The sequence below is a fragment of the Aquifex sp. genome (assembly GCF_056494385.1).
Genome location: NZ_JBSLZM010000011.1, coordinates 1 through 18,359, shown reverse-complemented (window position 1 = coordinate 18,359; position 18,359 = coordinate 1). Strand labels below are relative to the sequence as shown.

At 43.7% G+C, this 18,359-nt stretch carries 19 protein-coding genes; 4 read left to right on the top strand and 15 right to left on the bottom strand.

From position 1 onward, the window contains the following. Positions 1 to 245 precede the first annotated feature (245 nt). Genes ACWB1W_RS00920 through ACWB1W_RS00910 form a run of 3 tightly spaced genes read right to left on the bottom strand, consistent with a single transcriptional unit; the run spans position 246 to position 1,993 of the window. A complete protein-coding gene (locus ACWB1W_RS00920) occupies positions 246 to 806 on the bottom strand; it encodes a Wzz/FepE/Etk N-terminal domain-containing protein (RefSeq protein WP_479369513.1) in 561 nt (186 codons plus the stop codon). A gap of 11 nt (positions 807 to 817) precedes the next feature. After that, complete coding sequence (pth, locus tag ACWB1W_RS00915; protein WP_479369512.1) at positions 818 to 1,396, bottom strand: aminoacyl-tRNA hydrolase; 579 nt, start codon at positions 1,394 to 1,396, stop codon at positions 818 to 820. Continuing rightward, entirely contained in the window at positions 1,397 to 1,993 is a 597-nt protein-coding gene (locus ACWB1W_RS00910; protein WP_479369511.1) for a 50S ribosomal protein L25/general stress protein Ctc, read from the bottom strand. A 56-nt stretch (positions 1,994 to 2,049) separates the two neighbouring features. Between ACWB1W_RS00910 and ACWB1W_RS00905 the strand changes: the two genes are divergently transcribed. Both ACWB1W_RS00905 and ACWB1W_RS00900 read left to right on the top strand, forming a co-directional pair. Beyond that, the gene (locus ACWB1W_RS00905; RefSeq protein WP_479369510.1) at positions 2,050 to 3,213 is read left to right on the top strand and encodes an iron-containing alcohol dehydrogenase; all 1,164 of its coding nucleotides are present in this window, start codon (positions 2,050 to 2,052) and stop codon (positions 3,211 to 3,213) included. A gap of 3 nt (positions 3,214 to 3,216) precedes the next feature. After that, positions 3,217 to 4,272 carry a chorismate-binding protein gene (locus ACWB1W_RS00900; protein ID WP_479369509.1) on the top strand — a complete coding sequence of 352 codons (1,056 nt, stop codon included), beginning with the start codon at positions 3,217 to 3,219 and terminating at the stop codon, positions 4,270 to 4,272. On the opposite strand, the gene dapA is transcribed toward ACWB1W_RS00900, so the two are convergent. Continuing rightward, entirely contained in the window at positions 4,255 to 5,139 is an 885-nt protein-coding gene (gene dapA, locus ACWB1W_RS00895) for a 4-hydroxy-tetrahydrodipicolinate synthase (protein ID WP_479369508.1), read from the bottom strand. The genes ACWB1W_RS00900 and dapA overlap by 18 nt on opposite strands. Positions 5,140 to 5,190: 51 nt before the next feature. Between dapA and ACWB1W_RS00890 the strand changes: the two genes are divergently transcribed. Continuing rightward, entirely contained in the window at positions 5,191 to 6,240 is a 1,050-nt protein-coding gene (locus ACWB1W_RS00890) for a glycoside hydrolase family 130 protein (RefSeq protein ID WP_479369507.1), read from the top strand. Here ACWB1W_RS00890 and ACWB1W_RS00885 read toward each other — a convergent pair. Together ACWB1W_RS00885 and ACWB1W_RS00880 are read right to left on the bottom strand one after the other, a co-directional pair. Further along, positions 6,205 to 7,275, bottom strand: coding sequence for a glycosyltransferase family protein (locus tag ACWB1W_RS00885; RefSeq protein WP_479369506.1), 1,071 nt, complete (start codon positions 7,273 to 7,275; stop codon positions 6,205 to 6,207). The two genes, ACWB1W_RS00890 and ACWB1W_RS00885, sit on opposite strands and share 36 nt — an antisense overlap. Before the next feature lie 5 nt (positions 7,276 to 7,280). Next, entirely contained in the window at positions 7,281 to 8,360 is a 1,080-nt protein-coding gene (locus ACWB1W_RS00880) for an amidohydrolase family protein (RefSeq protein ID WP_479369505.1), read from the bottom strand. Between the two features lie 22 nt (positions 8,361 to 8,382). Between ACWB1W_RS00880 and serS the strand changes: the two genes are divergently transcribed. Next, positions 8,383 to 9,654 (top strand): serine--tRNA ligase, encoded by a 1,272-nt coding sequence (gene serS, locus ACWB1W_RS00875; protein WP_479369514.1) that lies wholly within the window; start codon positions 8,383 to 8,385, stop codon positions 9,652 to 9,654. A 119-nt stretch (positions 9,655 to 9,773) separates the two neighbouring features. On the opposite strand, the gene hypF is transcribed toward serS, so the two are convergent. From hypF to ACWB1W_RS00830, 9 genes are read right to left on the bottom strand one after another with little or no spacing between them, the layout of a single operon-like run. Then, complete coding sequence (gene hypF / locus ACWB1W_RS00870) at positions 9,774 to 12,014, bottom strand: carbamoyltransferase HypF (RefSeq protein WP_479369504.1); 2,241 nt, start codon at positions 12,012 to 12,014, stop codon at positions 9,774 to 9,776. Continuing rightward, positions 11,989 to 12,768: a hydrogenase nickel incorporation protein HypB gene (gene hypB, locus ACWB1W_RS00865; RefSeq protein WP_479369503.1), complete on the bottom strand. Its 780-nt coding sequence runs from the start codon at positions 12,766 to 12,768 to the stop codon at positions 11,989 to 11,991. The genes hypF and hypB overlap by 26 nt, the downstream gene beginning before the upstream one ends. Next, entirely contained in the window at positions 12,761 to 13,153 is a 393-nt protein-coding gene (locus ACWB1W_RS00860; protein ID WP_479369502.1) for a hydrogenase expression/formation protein, read from the bottom strand. Before ACWB1W_RS00860 ends, hypB begins: the two co-directional genes overlap by 8 nt. After that, positions 13,147 to 13,482: a thioredoxin domain-containing protein gene (locus tag ACWB1W_RS00855; RefSeq protein WP_479369501.1), complete on the bottom strand. Its 336-nt coding sequence runs from the start codon at positions 13,480 to 13,482 to the stop codon at positions 13,147 to 13,149. The genes ACWB1W_RS00860 and ACWB1W_RS00855 overlap by 7 nt, the downstream gene beginning before the upstream one ends. Beyond that, entirely contained in the window at positions 13,469 to 13,954 is a 486-nt protein-coding gene (locus ACWB1W_RS00850; protein ID WP_479369500.1) for a HyaD/HybD family hydrogenase maturation endopeptidase, read from the bottom strand. The genes ACWB1W_RS00855 and ACWB1W_RS00850 overlap by 14 nt, the downstream gene beginning before the upstream one ends. Positions 13,955 to 13,966: 12 nt before the next feature. After that, the gene (locus tag ACWB1W_RS00845) at positions 13,967 to 14,512 is read right to left on the bottom strand and encodes a HupE/UreJ family protein (protein ID WP_479369499.1); all 546 of its coding nucleotides are present in this window, start codon (positions 14,510 to 14,512) and stop codon (positions 13,967 to 13,969) included. 10 nt (positions 14,513 to 14,522) lie between these two features. Continuing rightward, complete coding sequence (gene cybH / locus ACWB1W_RS00840; protein WP_479369498.1) at positions 14,523 to 15,209, bottom strand: Ni/Fe-hydrogenase, b-type cytochrome subunit; 687 nt, start codon at positions 15,207 to 15,209, stop codon at positions 14,523 to 14,525. Positions 15,210 to 15,221: 12 nt separating this feature from the next. After that, complete coding sequence (locus tag ACWB1W_RS00835) at positions 15,222 to 17,120, bottom strand: nickel-dependent hydrogenase large subunit (RefSeq protein WP_479369497.1); 1,899 nt, start codon at positions 17,118 to 17,120, stop codon at positions 15,222 to 15,224. A 13-nt stretch (positions 17,121 to 17,133) separates the two neighbouring features. Beyond that, positions 17,134 to 18,201: a hydrogenase small subunit gene (locus ACWB1W_RS00830; RefSeq protein ID WP_479369496.1), complete on the bottom strand. Its 1,068-nt coding sequence runs from the start codon at positions 18,199 to 18,201 to the stop codon at positions 17,134 to 17,136. Positions 18,202 to 18,359 lie beyond the last annotated feature (158 nt).

Genomic DNA, 18,359 nt, shown 5'->3' with positions numbered 1-18,359 from the left:
TGGTTGGGGCTTATTGGGGAGAGGAGGCGATTCCCTACCACCTGAGAGAGAACGTTGAGAACTCAAAAAAGCTAAGGGAATTGGCTGAAAAACTCTACGAGCTTACGGAAAAACAACAGTTAAGCTTCTCTTGACTTTCTGTTTTCCCATTACAAAGGCAACGGAAGTTATGAGTATAGGTTTAGGCCTTGCGGGTTTGTCGTAAACAATAACATCACTCGTAAACTCTATAAGCTTAGCTTTTTTCAACCAATCTTGCAGTATTTTTTTCTGAGTTGAGATATTGAAATAGTTGTTTTATCGGGAAGGTATTCCGCGAAGCTTTTTAGAGTAAAGTCTATAATGTTGATTCTCGTTTTCACAAGTCTCTTAAGAGATTCAACCTTTTCCTTAACAACGATGTTATTAATTATTTGAACAACCTTACTTAAATTTCTCATTGCTTCATCTTTTGATCTTCCAAAAACTTCAATCTTCCCTAAGTTTTCTTTCCTTCTTATGTTTGAAATGTTTATATCTATTTCTAGATTTTTGCTTTTTATGTAAGATTCAACACCTGCTTTTAAGATATCTACAGTTAAGGGAGTTATTCTAAATTGATCGTATATATAATCCGCTATCTCAAAGTAAACCTCGGCTTTATAAGTCTTGGGCATTATAAGAGAAATTAAAATAGCGGATAAAGTGAAAATCAAAGTTGTAGAAACTATAATTAACCTTTTTTTATAGAGAATTTCAAGAAGTTCAAATATGTCTATTTCATCATCTTCGTCGCAATACTCATGTTTTCTCTTCTGTTCTTCCATAAAGGTCTCCCTTAAATCACATCCTGCCTGTTGCAGTATTCCATTGCTTGTTCAGGAGAAGTTTCAACCCCTCTTATCAGACATCTTACCGCTTTCTTTATTACATTTGAGATTACCCTCTCTTCCTCAGGAGGAAAAGGGGAAAGGACGTATTTAACGACGTCTTCCTTCTTTTTAGGTCTTCCTATGCCTATACGTAACCTGGGAAAGTTCTGGGTCCCTATGTATTTTATTATTGATTCAACACCTTTATGTCCTCCGGAGCTGCCTTTAAGACGAAGTCTCATACTTCCGAGCGGAAGATCAAGGTCGTCGTAAACGACTATCATCTCCTCGGGAGAGAGCTTATACTCCTCAAGAAGGTTGTAAACGGCTGCACCCGAGTTGTTCATATAGGTCATAGGCTTTGCAAGGATTACCTCTTTATGAGGAAAGCGAACATGGTAAGTGAGGGAAAGGGCTTCCTCAAAGGGACCCTTAGCCCTTAGGGCTTTTACGAGCTCGTCTATTACCATGAACCCGACGTTGTGCCTCGTTTTCTCATACTCCTTTCCCGGATTTCCCAGACCAACTACAAGCCGTATATCCATTTAGGAGGTTTGTTCTTCCGGCTGTTCTTCAGCCGTTTCCTCAGTTACCTCTTCTTCAGGCTCATAAACTACCACTACCGTTTCGTCGGGGTTGTCAAGAATTACGCATCCCTCGGGAGGTTTTATGTCCCTGACGTGAAGAGCCTCACCGAGACCCAGTCCGCTCACGTCAACAACTATCTTTTCGGGAATCTGTGCGGGCGGAGCCTTTACGGTTAATGTGTGCATAACGGGCTCAAAGGTTCCCCCCGCTTCAACACCCTGAGGTGTTCCTACAAACTCAATCGGAACCTCAACCTCAATCTCTTGAACGTTAGATAGGTCGTAAAGGTCAACGTGAATGGGATTATTTCCGAGCCACCCGAACTGGATATCCTTAAGAAGGTAAACCCTTGTTTCCCCATCAAGCTCACCCTCAATAAGGAAAGCCTCCCCGTGGGGAAGGGATGCGAAATCCTTAACGCTTATCCACGCGTGTCTGTTCTCAACTCCCTTTCCGTATATCTCCACGGGAAGCCAGCCTTCTCTTCTTTTCCTCTTCAGCTCACTCTTCCTTCCAGGTTTTCTTGGATAAAGTTTTACCTTAACCCTTTTCATCTTTAAATCCTCCGTTGTCCAGAAGAAGATATTATAACAGCTTATATTTTATACTCATGGCAAGAGTTAACGAGTATAGACCCGTTGAGATATACTTTGGTGAAGGAGCGATAAAGAAAGCGGGAGAGGTAGGGAGACGTTTCGGCTTTAAGGCATTAGTAGTTACTGGAAGAAAAAGCACTAAAATTTCGGGAGCCCTTGATAAGCTCACCAAAAGCCTCGATGAGTACGGAATAAGGTATGTAATTTACGACGAGATAACGCCGAATCCTACCGATAAGCAGGTAAACAAAGGAGCCGATATAGCTGTAAGGGAAAAAGTAGACTTCATAATAGGCATCGGAGGGGGAAGTGTTCTTGATGCGGCAAAGGCAATCTCAATAGTCTCATCAAATGAGGGATATGCCTGGGATTACGTGAGGTATCCCGAAGGTAGCAGGTTAATCCCTTACCTTAATCGTCCCGTCATAACGATACCTACAACCGCAGGGACCGGAAGCGAGGTAAACAGATACTCGGTCCTTACAAATCCTATGACCAAGGAAAAAATGGTTATATCCCACAGTCTTAACTATCCTAAGGTTGCTCTCGTTGACCCTGAACTTACCTACACTATGTCTCCCGAGCTTACCGCTATAACAGGATTTGACGCCCTCATGCATGCTCTTGAGAGTTTAACGAACAAAAGGGAAAACTTCATAGCAGAGGAGTACGCTGTAAAGGCCGCAGAGCTTATAGCAAAATGGTTACCCGTTGCTTACGAAGAACCCGAAAATAAGCAGGCAAGGAGGTATATGAGCTACGCCGCAATGCTTGCGGGTATAGCTATAGACCACCTTGGTGTAGCTCTCATACACGCTATGGAACACCCTATCTCGGGGCATTACCCGAACGTCGCTCACGCGGAAGGCCTTTCTGCACTTTCTACATACGTAACAGCCTTTAACTATAAGGGTAATCCGGAAAAATACGCACTCTTTGCTAAGCTTCTCGGTGAGGAAGAAAAACCCCATAAAGCTGTTGATGCCCTCGTAAAGTTCATAGAAAAGTTTAACCTTCCTAAAACCCTTAAAGAACTCGGTGTAGAAAAAGAAAAGCTTGAAAGACTTGCGGAAGACGTTTACATGTGCGGAAGGAACGCCTTTAGTGTTAACCCGGTAGAGGTTGATATGGATACTGTTTACGAGCTTTATGAGAGATCATACGAAGGAAAGTTATAAGGTATGGAACTCATACTATCGGGAGCTTGGCTCGGAAAAAAGAAATTATTAAGGGCAAAAATAAAAAAGGTAGAGTTTTACGAGAGTCTTCGGGACATAAGGCTTGAAAATTCACTTGCTTTCATTCTCATTTCCTACGAGCTTTCCTCGGAAACCCTCAGCGTTAACGTTAAAAGTTCAAAAAAGCCAAAGGTAGTTTATTTGGAACTCCGAGAGCTAATCCCCTTTGGGAAGGTATTTTCAAGGGAAGTAAGCTTATACCCGAAAGGTTCAGCCCTCACAGATGAAGAATTTATGGAAAGAGTAAATAGAGTAAAGGATTACATAAAGAGAGGGGATGTTTACCAAATCAACCTCACAAACAGATTTGATTACCAACTTGAGGGAAGACCTCTTGATTTATTCGTAAATTTTTATATCTCTCAACCTGTTCCCTTCGGTTTTTACCTTAACCTTAACGATTTTTACGTTATGAGCGGTTCTATGGAACTATTTCTTGAAAAAAGGGAAGATGTTCTGAGGAGCAGACCTATAAAGGGAACTTCAAAAGACCCTAAATACCTGAGGGAAAGCCAAAAGGAGAGATCCGAGAACCTTATGATTACCGATATGGTGAGAAACGACCTTGGTAGAGTTTGTGAAACGGGAAGCGTTTACGTTGAAAAGCTTTTTAAGGTTGAGAGATTCAGAACCCTTTACCACCTTGTTTCCGAGGTGAGGGGAAGAACTAATAAGGATTTTAAGGAAGTTATTTATAACACCTTTCCCCCTGCGTCGGTTACGGGAGCTCCGAAAAAAAGAGCTCTTGAGATAATAGACGAACTTGAACCCTTCGCAAGGGGATATTACTGCGGTAGTGCGGGCATTTTATTCCCGAACGGAGATTTCAAGCTTTCGGTTTTAATTAGAACCGCGGTGGGAAGCGGAGAAAGTATAAGCTACTTTACGGGTTGCGGAATAGTGTGGGACTCTATTCCCAAGATGGAAAAAGAAGAGATGCATCTAAAGAAAGAAGCTTTCAGGAGAGCGGGAGAAAGAACCTCAGTTCTTAAGGGGTAGCCCGTATTTTTCAAGAACTTCCCTCAGTTTTCTCTCGTTCTCGGGAGACATCTCTGTAAGGGGAAGCCTGAACTCCTTCTCGCACATTCCCAGCATCCAGCATGCGGTTTTTACGGGAACGGGGTTCGTCTCTATGAATAAGACCTTAAAGAGGTCGTGAAGGTAGTAGTGCATCTCTTTAGCTCTTTTGAAGTCTCCCTCAAGGGCATAACGGGTAAGCTCCTTTACCTCTTTTGGCATAACGTTATTGGCTACGGATATAACACCTTTAGCCCCTAAAGACATCATAGGAAGGGTTAAGCTATCGTCTCCCGAAAGAACCGCGAAGTTCTCACCTAACCTTTTAACAATTTCGGAAATTCTGTCCATGTTTGGAGTTGACTCCTTTGAACCGACTATATTCTCACACTCACTCGCAAGTTTATAAAGGGTATCAACCGAGATCTCGGTGCACGTTCTTGAAGGAATGTTGTAAACGATTATAGGGATATCTACCTCCTTCGCTACGGTTTTGAAATGCTCGTAAAGGCCTCTCTGAGTCGGCTTATTGTAGTAGGGAACAACTACCAGAGCTCCGTCGGCCCCCACCTCTTTTGCATGAGCTGTAAGATGAACCGCCTCATGGGTGGCGTTTCCCCCGGTTCCAGCTATAACCTTTATCCTTCCGTTAGCCTTTTTTACCGCAAACTCAATAACCCGCTCGTGTTCCTCAAAGGTTAAGGTCGGGGACTCTCCTGTTGTCCCGCATACAAGAATGGCATCCGTTCCGTTCTCGACGTGAAACTCTATAAGGTTTCCGAGTGCTTCGTAGTCCACTTCTCCGTTTTTAAAAGGTGTTATTAAAGCCACTATAGACCCTTTAAACATTATCTTCTCCTCCTTTTTATTACAAGTATAACGGTTTAAAATTATTGAGCTATGGTTACGCTGAAGAGCGCTTGGAAGGACATATCAAGAAAGATTATTGATAAAAGAAGGTTTGAAACGAGGGATATAGTGAAAAGGCTAAAGGTCATTACAGGCCACGACCTAATTATGAAAAACTATCCCGTAAGAACTCCAAGGGTTGCTTTTAATCCCTCAATACACCTTTTTGGTGATAAACTCCGCGTTTACGCAAGGGTGATAATGGGATACTACACTTACGCGAGTGCCGTCGCCGAGTTTGACATCACGCTTGATGAGCTCGGTTCTTCCGAAAGGAGGGAGTACAAAGCGGAAATTACAGTCATTCCTGATACAAAATATGATCTCTGGGGCGTTGAGGACCCGAGAGTTTACGAGATAGACGGTAAGCTATTTATGACTTACTGCGGAAGAACCGTTAACTACTTCAACGTTGAGGTTAAGAGTGAGAGAACCCTTCCCGTAACGGCGGTTTATAAAAACGGAGAGTGGAAAAAGGTTGTGGTTTTCAGAATGCCCGAGGAGATAAGAACTTTTGTTGAGAGTGATAAAAACGCGTTCCTCGTTAAGGGAAAGAAACTTATGCTTTACCACAGACTTCATATGTTGAACGATAAGTTTTACCTTGCGGTATGTGAAGTTCCGGACAGTGTTCTCAAGTCCGAAGAACTCCGAGAAATTGAGATAGGAGAAAACCTAACGGTTATGGAAAGTGCTCCCTTTGAGGAAAAGATTGGTTGGGCTACGCCACCTATAAAGGTGAACAACGAGTTCCTTGTTCTGATACACGGTGTTGATAAAGAACTCCAAGCTTACAGGGTTTTTGCGGTTCTTATGAATGATGAGGGAAGATTTACCGCTGTAACACCCTTTTACATCCTTGAGCCAAGGGAGATATACGAGAAGTACGGGGACAGGCCCTTAGTTGTCTTTCCCTGCGGTATTCAGAGGCTGGAAGACAAACTCATTATCTCTTACGGCGGGGCTGACACCGCCGTAGTCATAGGAGAAATAGACCTTGAAACCCTAATGAACATTCTTGAGGACAACAGAGTTGATTAACTCCTCGTATCTATCCGTAATCTTCTCAACACTGTTTTTCTCAACAAACCTTTTCGCGTTTTCCTTAATTTTCTTTCTCAGCTCTTCGTTTTTTATTACCTCAAGGAGTTTATCTTTCAGATCCTCAACGTCCGTGTAAAAGATTACGGGAGCATCTTCCCCGTGGGGTAAGGTTTCAAAAAACCTATTTTCGGGAACTACCGTAAGCGTAAGCGTTCCGAGGACTTGATAAATGGTAGAGGATACGACAACCCTATTTGTATTTCCCTTCGGAAGAAGGTGTATATCGGAGCTGTGAAGCTCCTTAACTATGTCTTCATAATCAAGGACCCTTTCCTCTTGGTTCATCCATTCTTCCTGAATCCTAAGGGGCTCAATAGCCCTCACAACTCTGTAGGTGAATCTATTAAACCTTTTTCTAAGAACCTTTAGCGTTTCTATATATGGACAGTATTCTTCCTTTGGTTGTCTTCCGAAGGAAAAGAATCTGACAACTCCGTCCTCCGCAAACTTTCTTTTTCCCTCCCTCACCGGATAACAGGGGTAAGGAATTATCTCAATTTTATCCTCACTTACTTTGTCTCTAAGAACCTCCTTAACGTATCTTTCATCAAAAACGACAACCTTCTCAAAGATATTCATATCCTTATACTTCAGGTCTTCATATACGGTCTCGTGGATTATCGCTATTGAGGGAATACCCCTATCCCTCAGCAGTTTTACGAGCTTTTCAACGTCGTTGTAAGGTAGTTTTTCGTAACTTTCAACTATAAGGAAGTCTATATCCTCGTTCAGAACCTTTTCAGGATCAAGTTTTCCCTCTTTTCCGTCGGGAGAGGTCTCTTCGTAGCACCTTATTACGTATTTCTCATCCTGTCTTATGAGCTTATGATGCCACCAGCGATTTGCACTCTCAAGGTAAGGAGCAAAGACCTTAATCTTGTGACCTCTCCTCAGGAGTTCCCTCCCTATCATCTCCCCGTGAAGGGAGACTCCGCATGTTGCGTTCCATCTGCTCAATATTCCTATTACCATATTTATTAAGTTAAATAACTTTTATCATTTTTCCAACCCCCGAAGTAATAAATAACCTTTTCCTCCGGAAGTTTTTTCTTTGCACACTCAACTGCGTATTTAACGTCAAAGGGCATCATATCGGTTCCGAAAATAAGCTCCGCGCCGAGTCTATCAACCAGGTCAACGGGATTTATCTTTTTCGCCCGTTCTTTTCCGAGAGCTTTTACGTATATATCCTCGTAGTAACAGTTAAAGTTCGGTTGCATACAGAGAAGAACGTTAAGCTCTTTAGCCTTTTCTATCTGCTCTTGTGTTATGAGCTCGGCATGTTCTATTCTGTGGTATTTCAGGGAAATGTCCGCCTTTTCAAGAGACCTTAAGGCTACATCAATAGCCCCATCTCCTATGGCGTGAAGGGACACCCTGAGGTTTTCCCTTTCAAGCTCTTTAATCATTTCTACTAATCTATCTTCAGAAATTAAGAGCTTTCCTCTCGTCTTTGTGTCCTCGTAAGGTTCTCTCAGGTATGCAGTTCTTGCGGAAATTGAGCCGTCAACGTAAACCTTCACCCACCCGAGCTTTAGGTTTGCCTTCTCGCCGTATCTCTCAAAGAGCTTTAAAACTTCCCTGTAGTCTTCGTAGTAGGGCATAAGAACCACATTTACGGGAAGCTCAAGCTCAAAGTAAATTCTCGCAACCTTTGTATCAACGTAATCGTGAATTTCGTAAATACCCATCTCCTTAGCTTTCTCAAGACCTTCAAGAATATACCCCTTTAGCTCCTTCTCTTTCGGTTTAAGGAGATTTACCGCTTCCCAAAGTTCCTTTTCCGTTAAGAAGTTCTCACTTTTTCCGAGAACTTTCTTCATACTGTCGTTCAGTATTCCCTTGTGTCCATCTTTGTAGAGGAGAAGAATCGGATAATCAAGGGAGTTTATATCCTCAGGAGTTACACCGAGGAAGTAATCAAGCCCGTAGGCAACGAGCTTTTCCCTATTGAGACCTTTCAGGTATTCAATCAAATCCTTTTTTTCTCTAAAGGAGTGAAAGGGAACGCTTGAAATGGCTAGGAGCTCCATATGTGTGTGTGCATCAACGAACATGGATGTAATAATATACTTCCTTATGATAGACATTAACCTGATAAGGAATAATCCCGACTTTGTAAAAGAAAGGCTCGCAACGAGGGATAGGGAACTCCTTAAGCTCGTTGATAAAGTTCTTGAGCTTGATATAAAAAGAAGAGAGATAATAAAGGAACTTGAAAGTCTCAGGAGTGAGAGAAATAAGCTCAGTAAGGAGATAGGAAGACTTAAAAGGGAGGGAAAAGATACATCCGGCATTCAGGAAAGAGTTAAGGAGCTTAAAGTAAGAATAGAGAAGCTTGAAGAGGAGTTAAGGAGAGTTGAAGAAGAACTTAAAAATACACTTCTCTGGATTCCTAACCTTCCCCACGAGAGTGTTCCCGTCGGTGAAGATGAGAACGATAACGTTGAGGTAAGAAGGTGGGGAGAACCGAGAAAGTTTAACTTTGAACCGAAGCCCCACTGGGAGATAGGGGAAAGACTCGGAATACTTGACTTCAAAAGGGGAGCAAAACTCTCAGGAAGCAGGTTCACGGTTATAGAGGGATGGGGGGCGAGGCTTGAAAGGGCGTTAATAAACTTTATGCTTGATTTACATACAAAAAAGGGATACAAAGAAGTTTGCCCCCCCCATCTCGTAAAACCCGAAATCCTTATAGGAACGGGTCAGCTACCTAAGTTTGAAGAGGATTTATACAAGTGTGAAAGGGATAACCTGTACTTGATACCCACAGCGGAAGTTCCCCTTACAAACCTATACAGGGAAGAAATACTCAAGGAAGAAGAACTTCCCATATACCTTACTGCTTACACACCTTGCTACAGAAGGGAAGCGGGGGCTTACGGAAAGGATATAAGGGGAATAATAAGACAGCACCAGTTTGATAAGGTAGAGCTTGTAAAGATTGTTCATCCGGACACCTCTTATGAAGAGCTTGAAAAGCTCGTTAGAGATGCGGAGGAGGTTCTCCAGCTTTTAGGGCTTCCCTACAGGGTTGTTGAGCTCTGCACGGGAGACCTGGGATTTTCCGCTGCAAAAACTTACGACATAGAAGTGTGGTTTCCCTCTCAGAACAAATACAGGGAGATATCCTCTTGTTCAAACTGTGAGGACTTTCAGGCCAGAAGAATGAACATGCGGTTTAAGGATTCAAAGACAGGAAAAAACAGGTTCGTTCATACGTTAAACGGCTCCGGACTTGCGGTAGGAAGAACCCTTGCCGCAATTCTTGAAAACTACCAGAGGGAAGACGGAAGCGTTGAAGTGCCCGAAGTTTTAAGGGATTACGTCGGAACGGATGTCATTAAATAATGCTTTGGGACGGGCTTAATGGTGTGGGCTTTTTTGTTATAGATTGGACACTCGTATTGATGGGATTGGTTGGTTCTTTAGTTTTGTGGTGGCTATCTCTTTTTGGTATGAAAACATTCCTACAAACTCATTACCATCCCGTAAATCGCTTGACCTATACATAAACCGCTGTCGTTCGGTGAAACCTTTTGGTGTGTAAGAACGTTAAATCCTTCCTCTTCAAGGAGTTCCTTTATCTTTGATACGAGAGGGGCATTCTGCATAACCCCCCCGGAAAGGCATACCTTAGATATACCTATATCTTTAGCGATATCAAGGCATATGCGAGCAAGGGTGTTTATGAACCTCGTTGATGCCCTTCGCGGGTCTTTTTCTTCTATCAATCCCGTGATTATCTCGTCCCAGATTACCTTCCCATCTTTTATTGAATAGGAGTAAAGACCCTTTTCCGTCGGGTCGTATAGGTCTTCTATCATCATCGCTCCCTGTCCTTCATAGGAGAGAACCTGCTTTATTCCGAGGAGCGAAGAGACAGCATCAAAGAGCCTGCCTACGGAAGAACTAAAAGGAGAGTTTATCCCCTTCTTCCAGACTTTAAAGAGGTTTTCAAGCTCTTTTTCACTAAACGCTTTTAGTGTTGGCAACTCCATACCGAGTGTTTTCTCACCGAAAAGCTCAAAAAGTAAAGATAGGGCAACTCTCCTCGGCTCTTTTACCGCTTTTTCTCCCCCTATTAATCTGAATGGTTTAAAGTAAAAGGCCCTTTCGTAGGTTTCATAGTCACATAAGAGAAACTCTCCGCCCCAAAGGGTTCCGTCCTCTCCGTATCCCGTTCCGTCCCAGGCTATACCGAGAACTTTCTCCTTAATCTGATTTTCCGCCATACAGGAGAGAATGTGCGCATAGTGATGCTGAACTTTTACGAGCTTTATTCCCCTTTCCTTTGCAAACTCCTTAGCCCACCTCGTTGTTTCATACCCGGGGTGCATGTCGCAAACTACAACCTCAGGCTCAAACTCATAGAGTTTCATAAAGTCGTGAACTTCCCTCTCAAAAGCTTTCAAGTTCGTTATGCTGTCTATATCCCCTATGTGCTGGCTGGGAAAAGCTTTATTTCCGAAAGCTATCGCAAAGGTGTTTTTAAGCATGCCTCCGACCGCGAGAACTTTCTTGTCCGAGGAAAGAGGTAATTCAACGGGCAGGGGTGCGTATCCCCTTGAGCGTCTAATAAAGGTCGGAACTCCACCTACAACCTTTACGACACTGTCATCACACCTTCTTTTTATCTCCCTGTTGTGAAGGAGTATAAAGTCGGAAAGGGAAGATAATTTCTCAAAAGCTTCCTCGTTATCTTTAACGATAGGTTCGTCAGAGAGATTCCCCGAGGTTGCAACAACAGGAAAGTCAAGGGAGTTAAGTATTAAGTGATGAAGAGGAGAGTAAGGAAGAAAGGCACCTACCCTTTTTAGACCGGGGGCTACCGACGGGGCAAGCTCCCTTTTCTTTTCTATTAGAACTATCGGTCTCTCGGGAGATAAAAGCAGAGCTTTCTCAAGCTCCGAAGGGTTTGCGTATTCTTCTATCTGGTTCAGGTTCTTAAACATAACCGCGAAGGGCTTTTCCTTCCTTCTCTTTCTGGTTCTCAGCTCTTTAACGATTTCTTCATTCGTTGCATTGCATATTAAGTGAAATCCTCCTATCCCCTTTACCGCTACTATTTTCCCTTCTTTTAAAAGCCTTACTACTTCATCAAGAGCTTCATCTCTTTCCGCTATCAAGTTTCCCTTGTTATCGTAGAGGTATACATGAGGACCGCACTCGGGACATGCGTTAGGTTGGGCGTGAAATCTCCTATCAGTAGGGTTCCTATACTCCCTTTCACACTTCTCGCACATTTTGAAAACTTTCATCGTTGTGTTTTTTCTGTCGTAGGGAAGCTTTTCTATAATCGTGAAACGGGGACCGCAGTTCGTGCAGTTTATAAAAGGATACCTGTATCTTCTGTCTTTTGGGTCAAATAGCTCTTTTAGGCAGTCCTCACAGGTCGATATATCGGGAAGTATGAGAACCTCTTTTTCCCCTTCCTCGTTGCTCTTCCTTATCTCAAAATCCTTATAACCTATCGGTTTTAAGAATAAAACCTCTCGGGAGTATATTCTCGCAAGGGGAGGTTTTTCCCGAGAAAGCCTTAACAAAAACCTGTGAAGAACTTCCTCCTCACCCTCAACTTCTATCTCAACACCCCTTGAATCGTTTATTACGTATCCCTTAAGCCCGAGCTCTTTGGCTATTCTGTAAACAAAGGGGCGAAAACCGACACCCTGAACCGCACCTTTAAGATTTACTCTTACTCTTTTCATTTTTTAATGAACTTCTCAGAACTTTCAGTTTAAATCTCAGATAATCAAGCCATAGGTCAAGTCCCTCTCCCGTTTTTGCACTCACCCTAAGAACGTCAATCTTGGGGTTTACCTTCTTTGCGGACTCTATAGCATACTCAACGTTAAAGTCCATATAGGGAAGCAGGTCTACTTTTGTTATGAGCATAAGCTCCGAGTTTTTGAACATGACGGGATATTTTTCGGGCTTATCTTCACCTTCCGTTGTTGAGAGGAGAACGACGTTCAGGTGTGCTCCTACATCGTAGGAAGCGGGACAAACTAGATTTCCCACGTTCTCAATAAAGACTATATCCAGCTCCTCAAGGGGAAGGTGGTGTATGCCTTCGTGAACCATGAAAGCGTCAAGATGGCAGGCCTGTCCCGTTGTTATCTGGTATGCGGGTGCTCCCTTTTGTCTTATCCTTTCCGCATCTCTGTTCGTCTCAAGGTCTCCCTCTATTACTCCTACCTTCATTTCTCCGTCCAGAAGTTCTATCGTCTTTTCAAGAAGGGTTGTCTTTCCTGCTCCCGGAGAGCTCATGAGGTTAACTGCAAGAATTCCGTGTTCTTCAAAGTGTTTTCTGTTACTTTGTGCCTGCTTGTCGTTCGCATCAAGGATTTTAGTTAAAACTTCAACGGTCTTTTTATCTCCGAGAGTGGGATTTATATGGTGTCCGTGTTCGTGGTGGTGTTCGTGAAGGTCAGTTATTGAACATCCGCAGTCTTTACACATCTCTCACCTCCTTTTGTTTTTCCTCTATCTCTTTTATCTTCTCTTCAAGGTACTTTATGCTTTCTTCTATATCCTCTTTTTGGGCACTTGCGAGCTTCGGGAAGTGGGTTATCTCTATCGTTTCAAGAACGGGTTTGTCATCCCTGTTTTTAATTACACCTATCCACACACCGTATATTCCCGTTTCCTTCCACTCCGCAGGTTGGGTTTTGGAGGAGTAAGTTATCTTTACCTGTCCCTCTCCGAGGACATCAAGGAGTAGTTCCCTATCCTCCGGGGTTATAGGTAGCTTGTTTATGTAAATAATGTGCTCTTCTCCTTTCTCGTATAAGTCCTTAAGAGCCTGGAGAATTTCTTTGAGTATCGGGATTGAGTTCATCAGCATGATAAAGCCTCCCTTATGGTACCTACGTATTCCGCCCAGTTCTTAATCCCCTCTATTCTCTTAACTTCCCTACCTTCTTTAAACACAACTATAAGGGGAACTATGCTTTTGGTTTCCAGCTCGTCCATATCTCCCCATACGAACTTTACACCGCTGAAGCTCTTCGCAAGTTCGGGGAATATAACGTCAACGTCAAAAATCTCCTTTATCTTGTCATAAAGCCTTTGACTCCTCACGTATAGAACGAAGGTCTCTCCATTATTTATTAAATCTTTCAACCTCTCCTTATCAATTCTCTCAAGTTTCTCAAGAAACTTAACGCTTTCCATTTCTCTCCTCCGGATTTATACCCCATTTTCTTAATTGGTTTGCAATCTCTTCAACAAGAAGAGGTATTTTTTCTTCAATTTCCGGTGTTAGGTTTGTGGATACTTCAAGGCTTTTGGGCTCAAGCCCGAGAACTACTATCTCCTTTACGGGCTTCCCGGTAAGCTCAAGGAGTGCTAAGACCTCCTGAATACCAAGCTCATGCATTGACACTTTGTTCTTAAAATACTTTTTTACCTTTTCGTTTTCTATTTTGTAAAAGGTTCCGGGTTTCTTTCCTCCGAGTATGGCGTCAACTATTAGAAGTTTCTCGGAACCCTCTATGAAATACATAAGGTCTATTCCCAGTGTCCCTCCGTCAAGAACTTTAACCTCTTCCGGGTATTTATACCTTTTCTTGAATTCCTCAACAGCTCTAACACCGAGACCCTCGTCCGATAAGAGAACGTTTCCTACACCCAGGACCGTAATCATGGGGAAAAGGTATTAAAGCAGGAAGGCAAGAACCAGAAGTGCCAGTCCGCTTACCCTTGCGAGCTTTTCCCTTCCGAGCTTTCCTAAGAGTATTCCGCTTACGTGTAGTGTAAAGGTTGAGAGGATAAATCCCAACGCAAAGAGGTAAGGATTTCCTTGGGGTGCTTCATAACCGTGAGCCATTCCGTGGAGAAGTCCGAAAACAGCTATAACGGGAAGTATGAAGGTGAGCATTGAACCTCCCAGAATAAGTAGGAGCCCCGAGAAAGCAACGGAAAGGAGTATCCCGTGTTCAACAAAGGGTAGATTAATACCGAGGTATCCGAGAGAAAATCCGAGAGCCATGGAGCTTACGAACGCGATCGGGGGTAAAAACGCTTTCTTCCCGAGTAGGTAAGCCCCAAGCATTCCGACAGCAACCATAACCGCTATGTGGTCAATTCCCGTTATAGGGTGAATGAGTCCTGAGGTAAACGAATTAGTGTGAGGTAAAAGGTGCCCGGGATGGGCAAAGGCAAAACCGAAGATGCCAAGAAGAGCACCAAGATACTTTCTCATTTTACACCTCCTACTTCACATCGTCAATATCAACAGGCTCCTTCTCAAAGAACTTAACACCGCTGAACATAGAAGATACTTCTCCGTTCTTGTGGGTAAAGTCTTCTCTTGATACGAAGTAGACGTGAACTATAAAGAAGAGTATTATGAGCCATGCAACTATGTGGTGCCAGTAGTGGGCTTCAAACTCTCCGCCAAGACTCCAAACAACCCACCCGAAAAGGGAAGCCCAGAAACCGTCAGGATCGGAAAGCCCGTACATACCAAAACCCGTAGCTATCATAAAGAAAATCATCAGGTAAACAAAAAAGTATGCGGTTCTCGCAAGCGGGTTTCTAATCATGGGTCTGTGTTCCTTTATGAAGAGATACTCCATAACCGTTTCCTTTAAACCTTGCCAGTAGTCTATCGTCCAGAACTTGGGTATAAAGAGTCTGTCCCCCTTCCTGAAGAAGGCTATGAATATCCTGAAGAGGAAAGAAAAGAGGAGAATGTATCCTGCCGAGAAGTGAAGTAATCTTATGAATCCCATTGTTATATTGTTCTCGTAAGCGTATGTAGCCTCGTATCCGGAAGAGGTCGTAAAGTAAGGATTCCCTATGTAAAGTCCCGTAAAGAAAAGAACCATAATCGCGAGAAAGTTTATCCAGTGCCATATCCTGAGGGAGGCGCTGAATACAAAAATCCTCTTTAGCATAACATCTCCTCCTTAAATACAAGCACCCTGAACCCTGACGCTTGTTATCTCTTCTCCCTTTTCGTTGTATAGGTGTGTTGAACACGCGAGACACGGGTCAAAGGAGTGTATTCCTCTGAGAACTTCCAGGGGTTTTTCGGGAATCTTAACAACTGTGTCTATCATGCACTCCTCGAAAGCACCATGTTGTCCCTTGGGGTCCTTGGGTGATCCGTTCCAGGTTGTTGGGACTACACACTGGTAGTTTGCAACCTTTCCATCCTTGATAACACACCAGTGTCCAAGAGAGCCCCTCGGTGCTTCCGTTATTCCTATTCCCTTTGCCTCTTTTGGCCAGGTTGAGGGATCCCACTTTTCCATGTTTGCTACACTTGTGTCTCCCGCCTTTATGTTGTCATAAAGCTTTCTCATCCAGTAGGTGTTTACGTGAGCTGCCATATGAGCCTCAAGGGCTCTCGCTATTGTTCTGCCTACGGTTGTGGGAAGCCACTTTTCCGGAGGAAGTCCGAGGAGTTTTGATACGGTGTCTATCTGGTTAACTATAATTTCATCAATCCAAGAAGGTTTTATGTGACCCTGTTTTACTTTTGTGTAAACGATTATGTATCTTGCAAGGGGACCGACTTCACAGGCTTTTCCTCTCCACCTCGGAGCTTTTATCCAGGAATACTTTCCGTTCTCGTCAAGGTATTTAATGTGTGTCTTTGTCCCTTCCTTTGGTCCCGTGTAGTGGGGTTCTGTTATCCCTTCCCAAGGGTGGAGTCCCTTCGTCTCGTCAGGATACTTATACCAGGAGTGGGTTACGAACTCCTGTATCTGTTCGGGGTCTGCGAAGTCTTTACCTTCAAGGTTGTAGAACTTGGCCTTATCAACTCCCTTGTAGAAATCCTCAACTACACCGTTTGAGTGCCAGAGTATCTTCTTGTGGTAATCCCCGTTCTTTATACCCGTGTAGGGTTCGTCCGGGTAGTCCCCGTATCCTATGACCCTCTTCTTGGAAAGTCCGCCTCCGTAGAACCAGTTATGTTTATTGAAGTATATGTCCGCTATCGCGAGTATGTCGGGAATATAGAAGAAGTCCGTAGCCTCAACCTGTGTATATATAGCATCTTCAACTACCGCAAGTCTTTCCGCATTAACGGGAGCGTTCATATCGTCCATTGATATAGAACAGTTAACACCTCCGACTATGTAGTGGGGGTGGGGGTTCTTTCCTCCGAAAACAACTTGGGGTATGAAGAACTCTCTCTGGACGTCAAGCATGTTAAGGTAGTGTGCTATCGCAAGAAGGTGAACTTCCGGAGGCAACATCTTGTAGTCGGGGTGATCCCACCAGTGGGCGGCAAATATTCCCAGCTGTCCGCTCTCAACGAGCTTCTTAACCTTATTCTGGAACTCCCTGAAGTATCCGGGTGTAGCCTTCGGAAACTTCTTGGGATATGCCCTGTGTCCGAGGAAGTCGGGCATAAACTCGTTAATAACTCCGTATTTCTCAAGAATTACATTAGCAAGAGCTGCGGTCTGGACAGGGTCTGCCTTCAGAGCTTCCACAGGGGATACCCAGTCAAGGGCGTGAAGGTGGTAAAAGTGAACAACGTGGTCGTGAACCTGGAGTGAGCCGTACATTATATTCCTTATGTAGTTTGCGTTCTTGGGTATTGTTATTTCTAGAGCATCTTCAACCGCTCTAAGGGATGCAAGGGCGTGTATAGATGTGCAAACTCCGCATATTCTCTGGGTAAAAGCCCATACGTCTCTCGGATCCCTGTTTCTAACTATGAGTTCAATCCCCCTCCACATAGTTCCTGCGGAGAGGGCATCCTTCACCCTTCCCGTTTCCTCATCAACCATTATCTCGATTCTCAAATGACCTTCTATTCTTGTAACAGGGTCAACTACAACTCTCTTCATCTATATCACCTCCTTACTCTTCCTTATTTTCTTTGGAAGCATTCCTTATCTTCGTTGCTATACCGTGAAGAATAGCTCCGCCTGCGGCTGCAGCTGCGGCAACTGCTCCCACCTTATCCGCTTTGCTCTCAATACCGGGAACGGGTATTCCCCCGATTCTTTCATAGAAAGGTCCGTTATCCCAGAAGTTGTTTTCCGCGCAGCCTATACAACCGTGGCCTGACTGTATGGGGTAAGATAGTCCGTTATACCATCTGAGATTTCCACAGGAGTTGTAGGTCGTCGGTCCCCTGCACCCCACCTTATACAGACACCATCCCTTCTTTGCACCTTCGTCGTCAAACTGTTCAACGAATTGACCTGCGTTGAAGAATGACCTTCTGTAACAGGTGTCGTGTATTCTGTTTCCGTAAAACATCTTAGGTCTTCCTTGGCTGTCAAGGGGAGGAATTCTGTCAAAGAGAACCATATACATTATCACCCCGGTCATAACTTCGGCTATCGGGGGACATCCGGGAACCTTTATTATGGGTTTATCCTTTATCACCTTATCTATTGAAACCGCATGGGTTGGATTGGGTTTTGCAGCCTGAACACATCCCCAAGATGCACAACTTCCCCAAGCTATTACCGCTTTAGCCCCTTCCGCACTTTCCTTAAGTATCTCTACGAAGGGTCTTCCCCCTATTATGCAATACATTCCGTCCTCTCCCAGGGGAGGATTTCCCTCAACTGCTAATATGTAATTACCCCAGTATTCCTTTATTATCTTTTCCCTGTGTTTCTCTATAGCTTCCCCCGCTGCGGCCGAGAGGGTGTCGTCGTACTCAAGGGAAATCATGCTCAGAACAACGTCCGAGGCAAGAGGTGTTGCTGAACGTATGAAGCTCTCAGAACAACATGTGCACTCAAGTCCGTGTATCCATAAAACGGGAACACGGGGCTTCGTTTCCATAGCCTTAACCACTTGGGGAACCATTGATGGAGCAAGCCCCATGAGTCCCGTTATCGTGGTTGCAAACTTTAGGAAATCTCTTCTACTGACGCCATGTCTTTTAAAAACTTCCCAGAATGTTTCCATACCGGACCTCCTTTTACTAAGTATAACCCTTCAAAAATGAATTTTCATTCATTTAACTTATGCGAAGTATTAGACGCACTTAAAAATGATTTTAAGGTAATAAATAAAGATATATGCACGCTATAAGATTCTTTAGGTATTACGCCAGGAAACGCTTC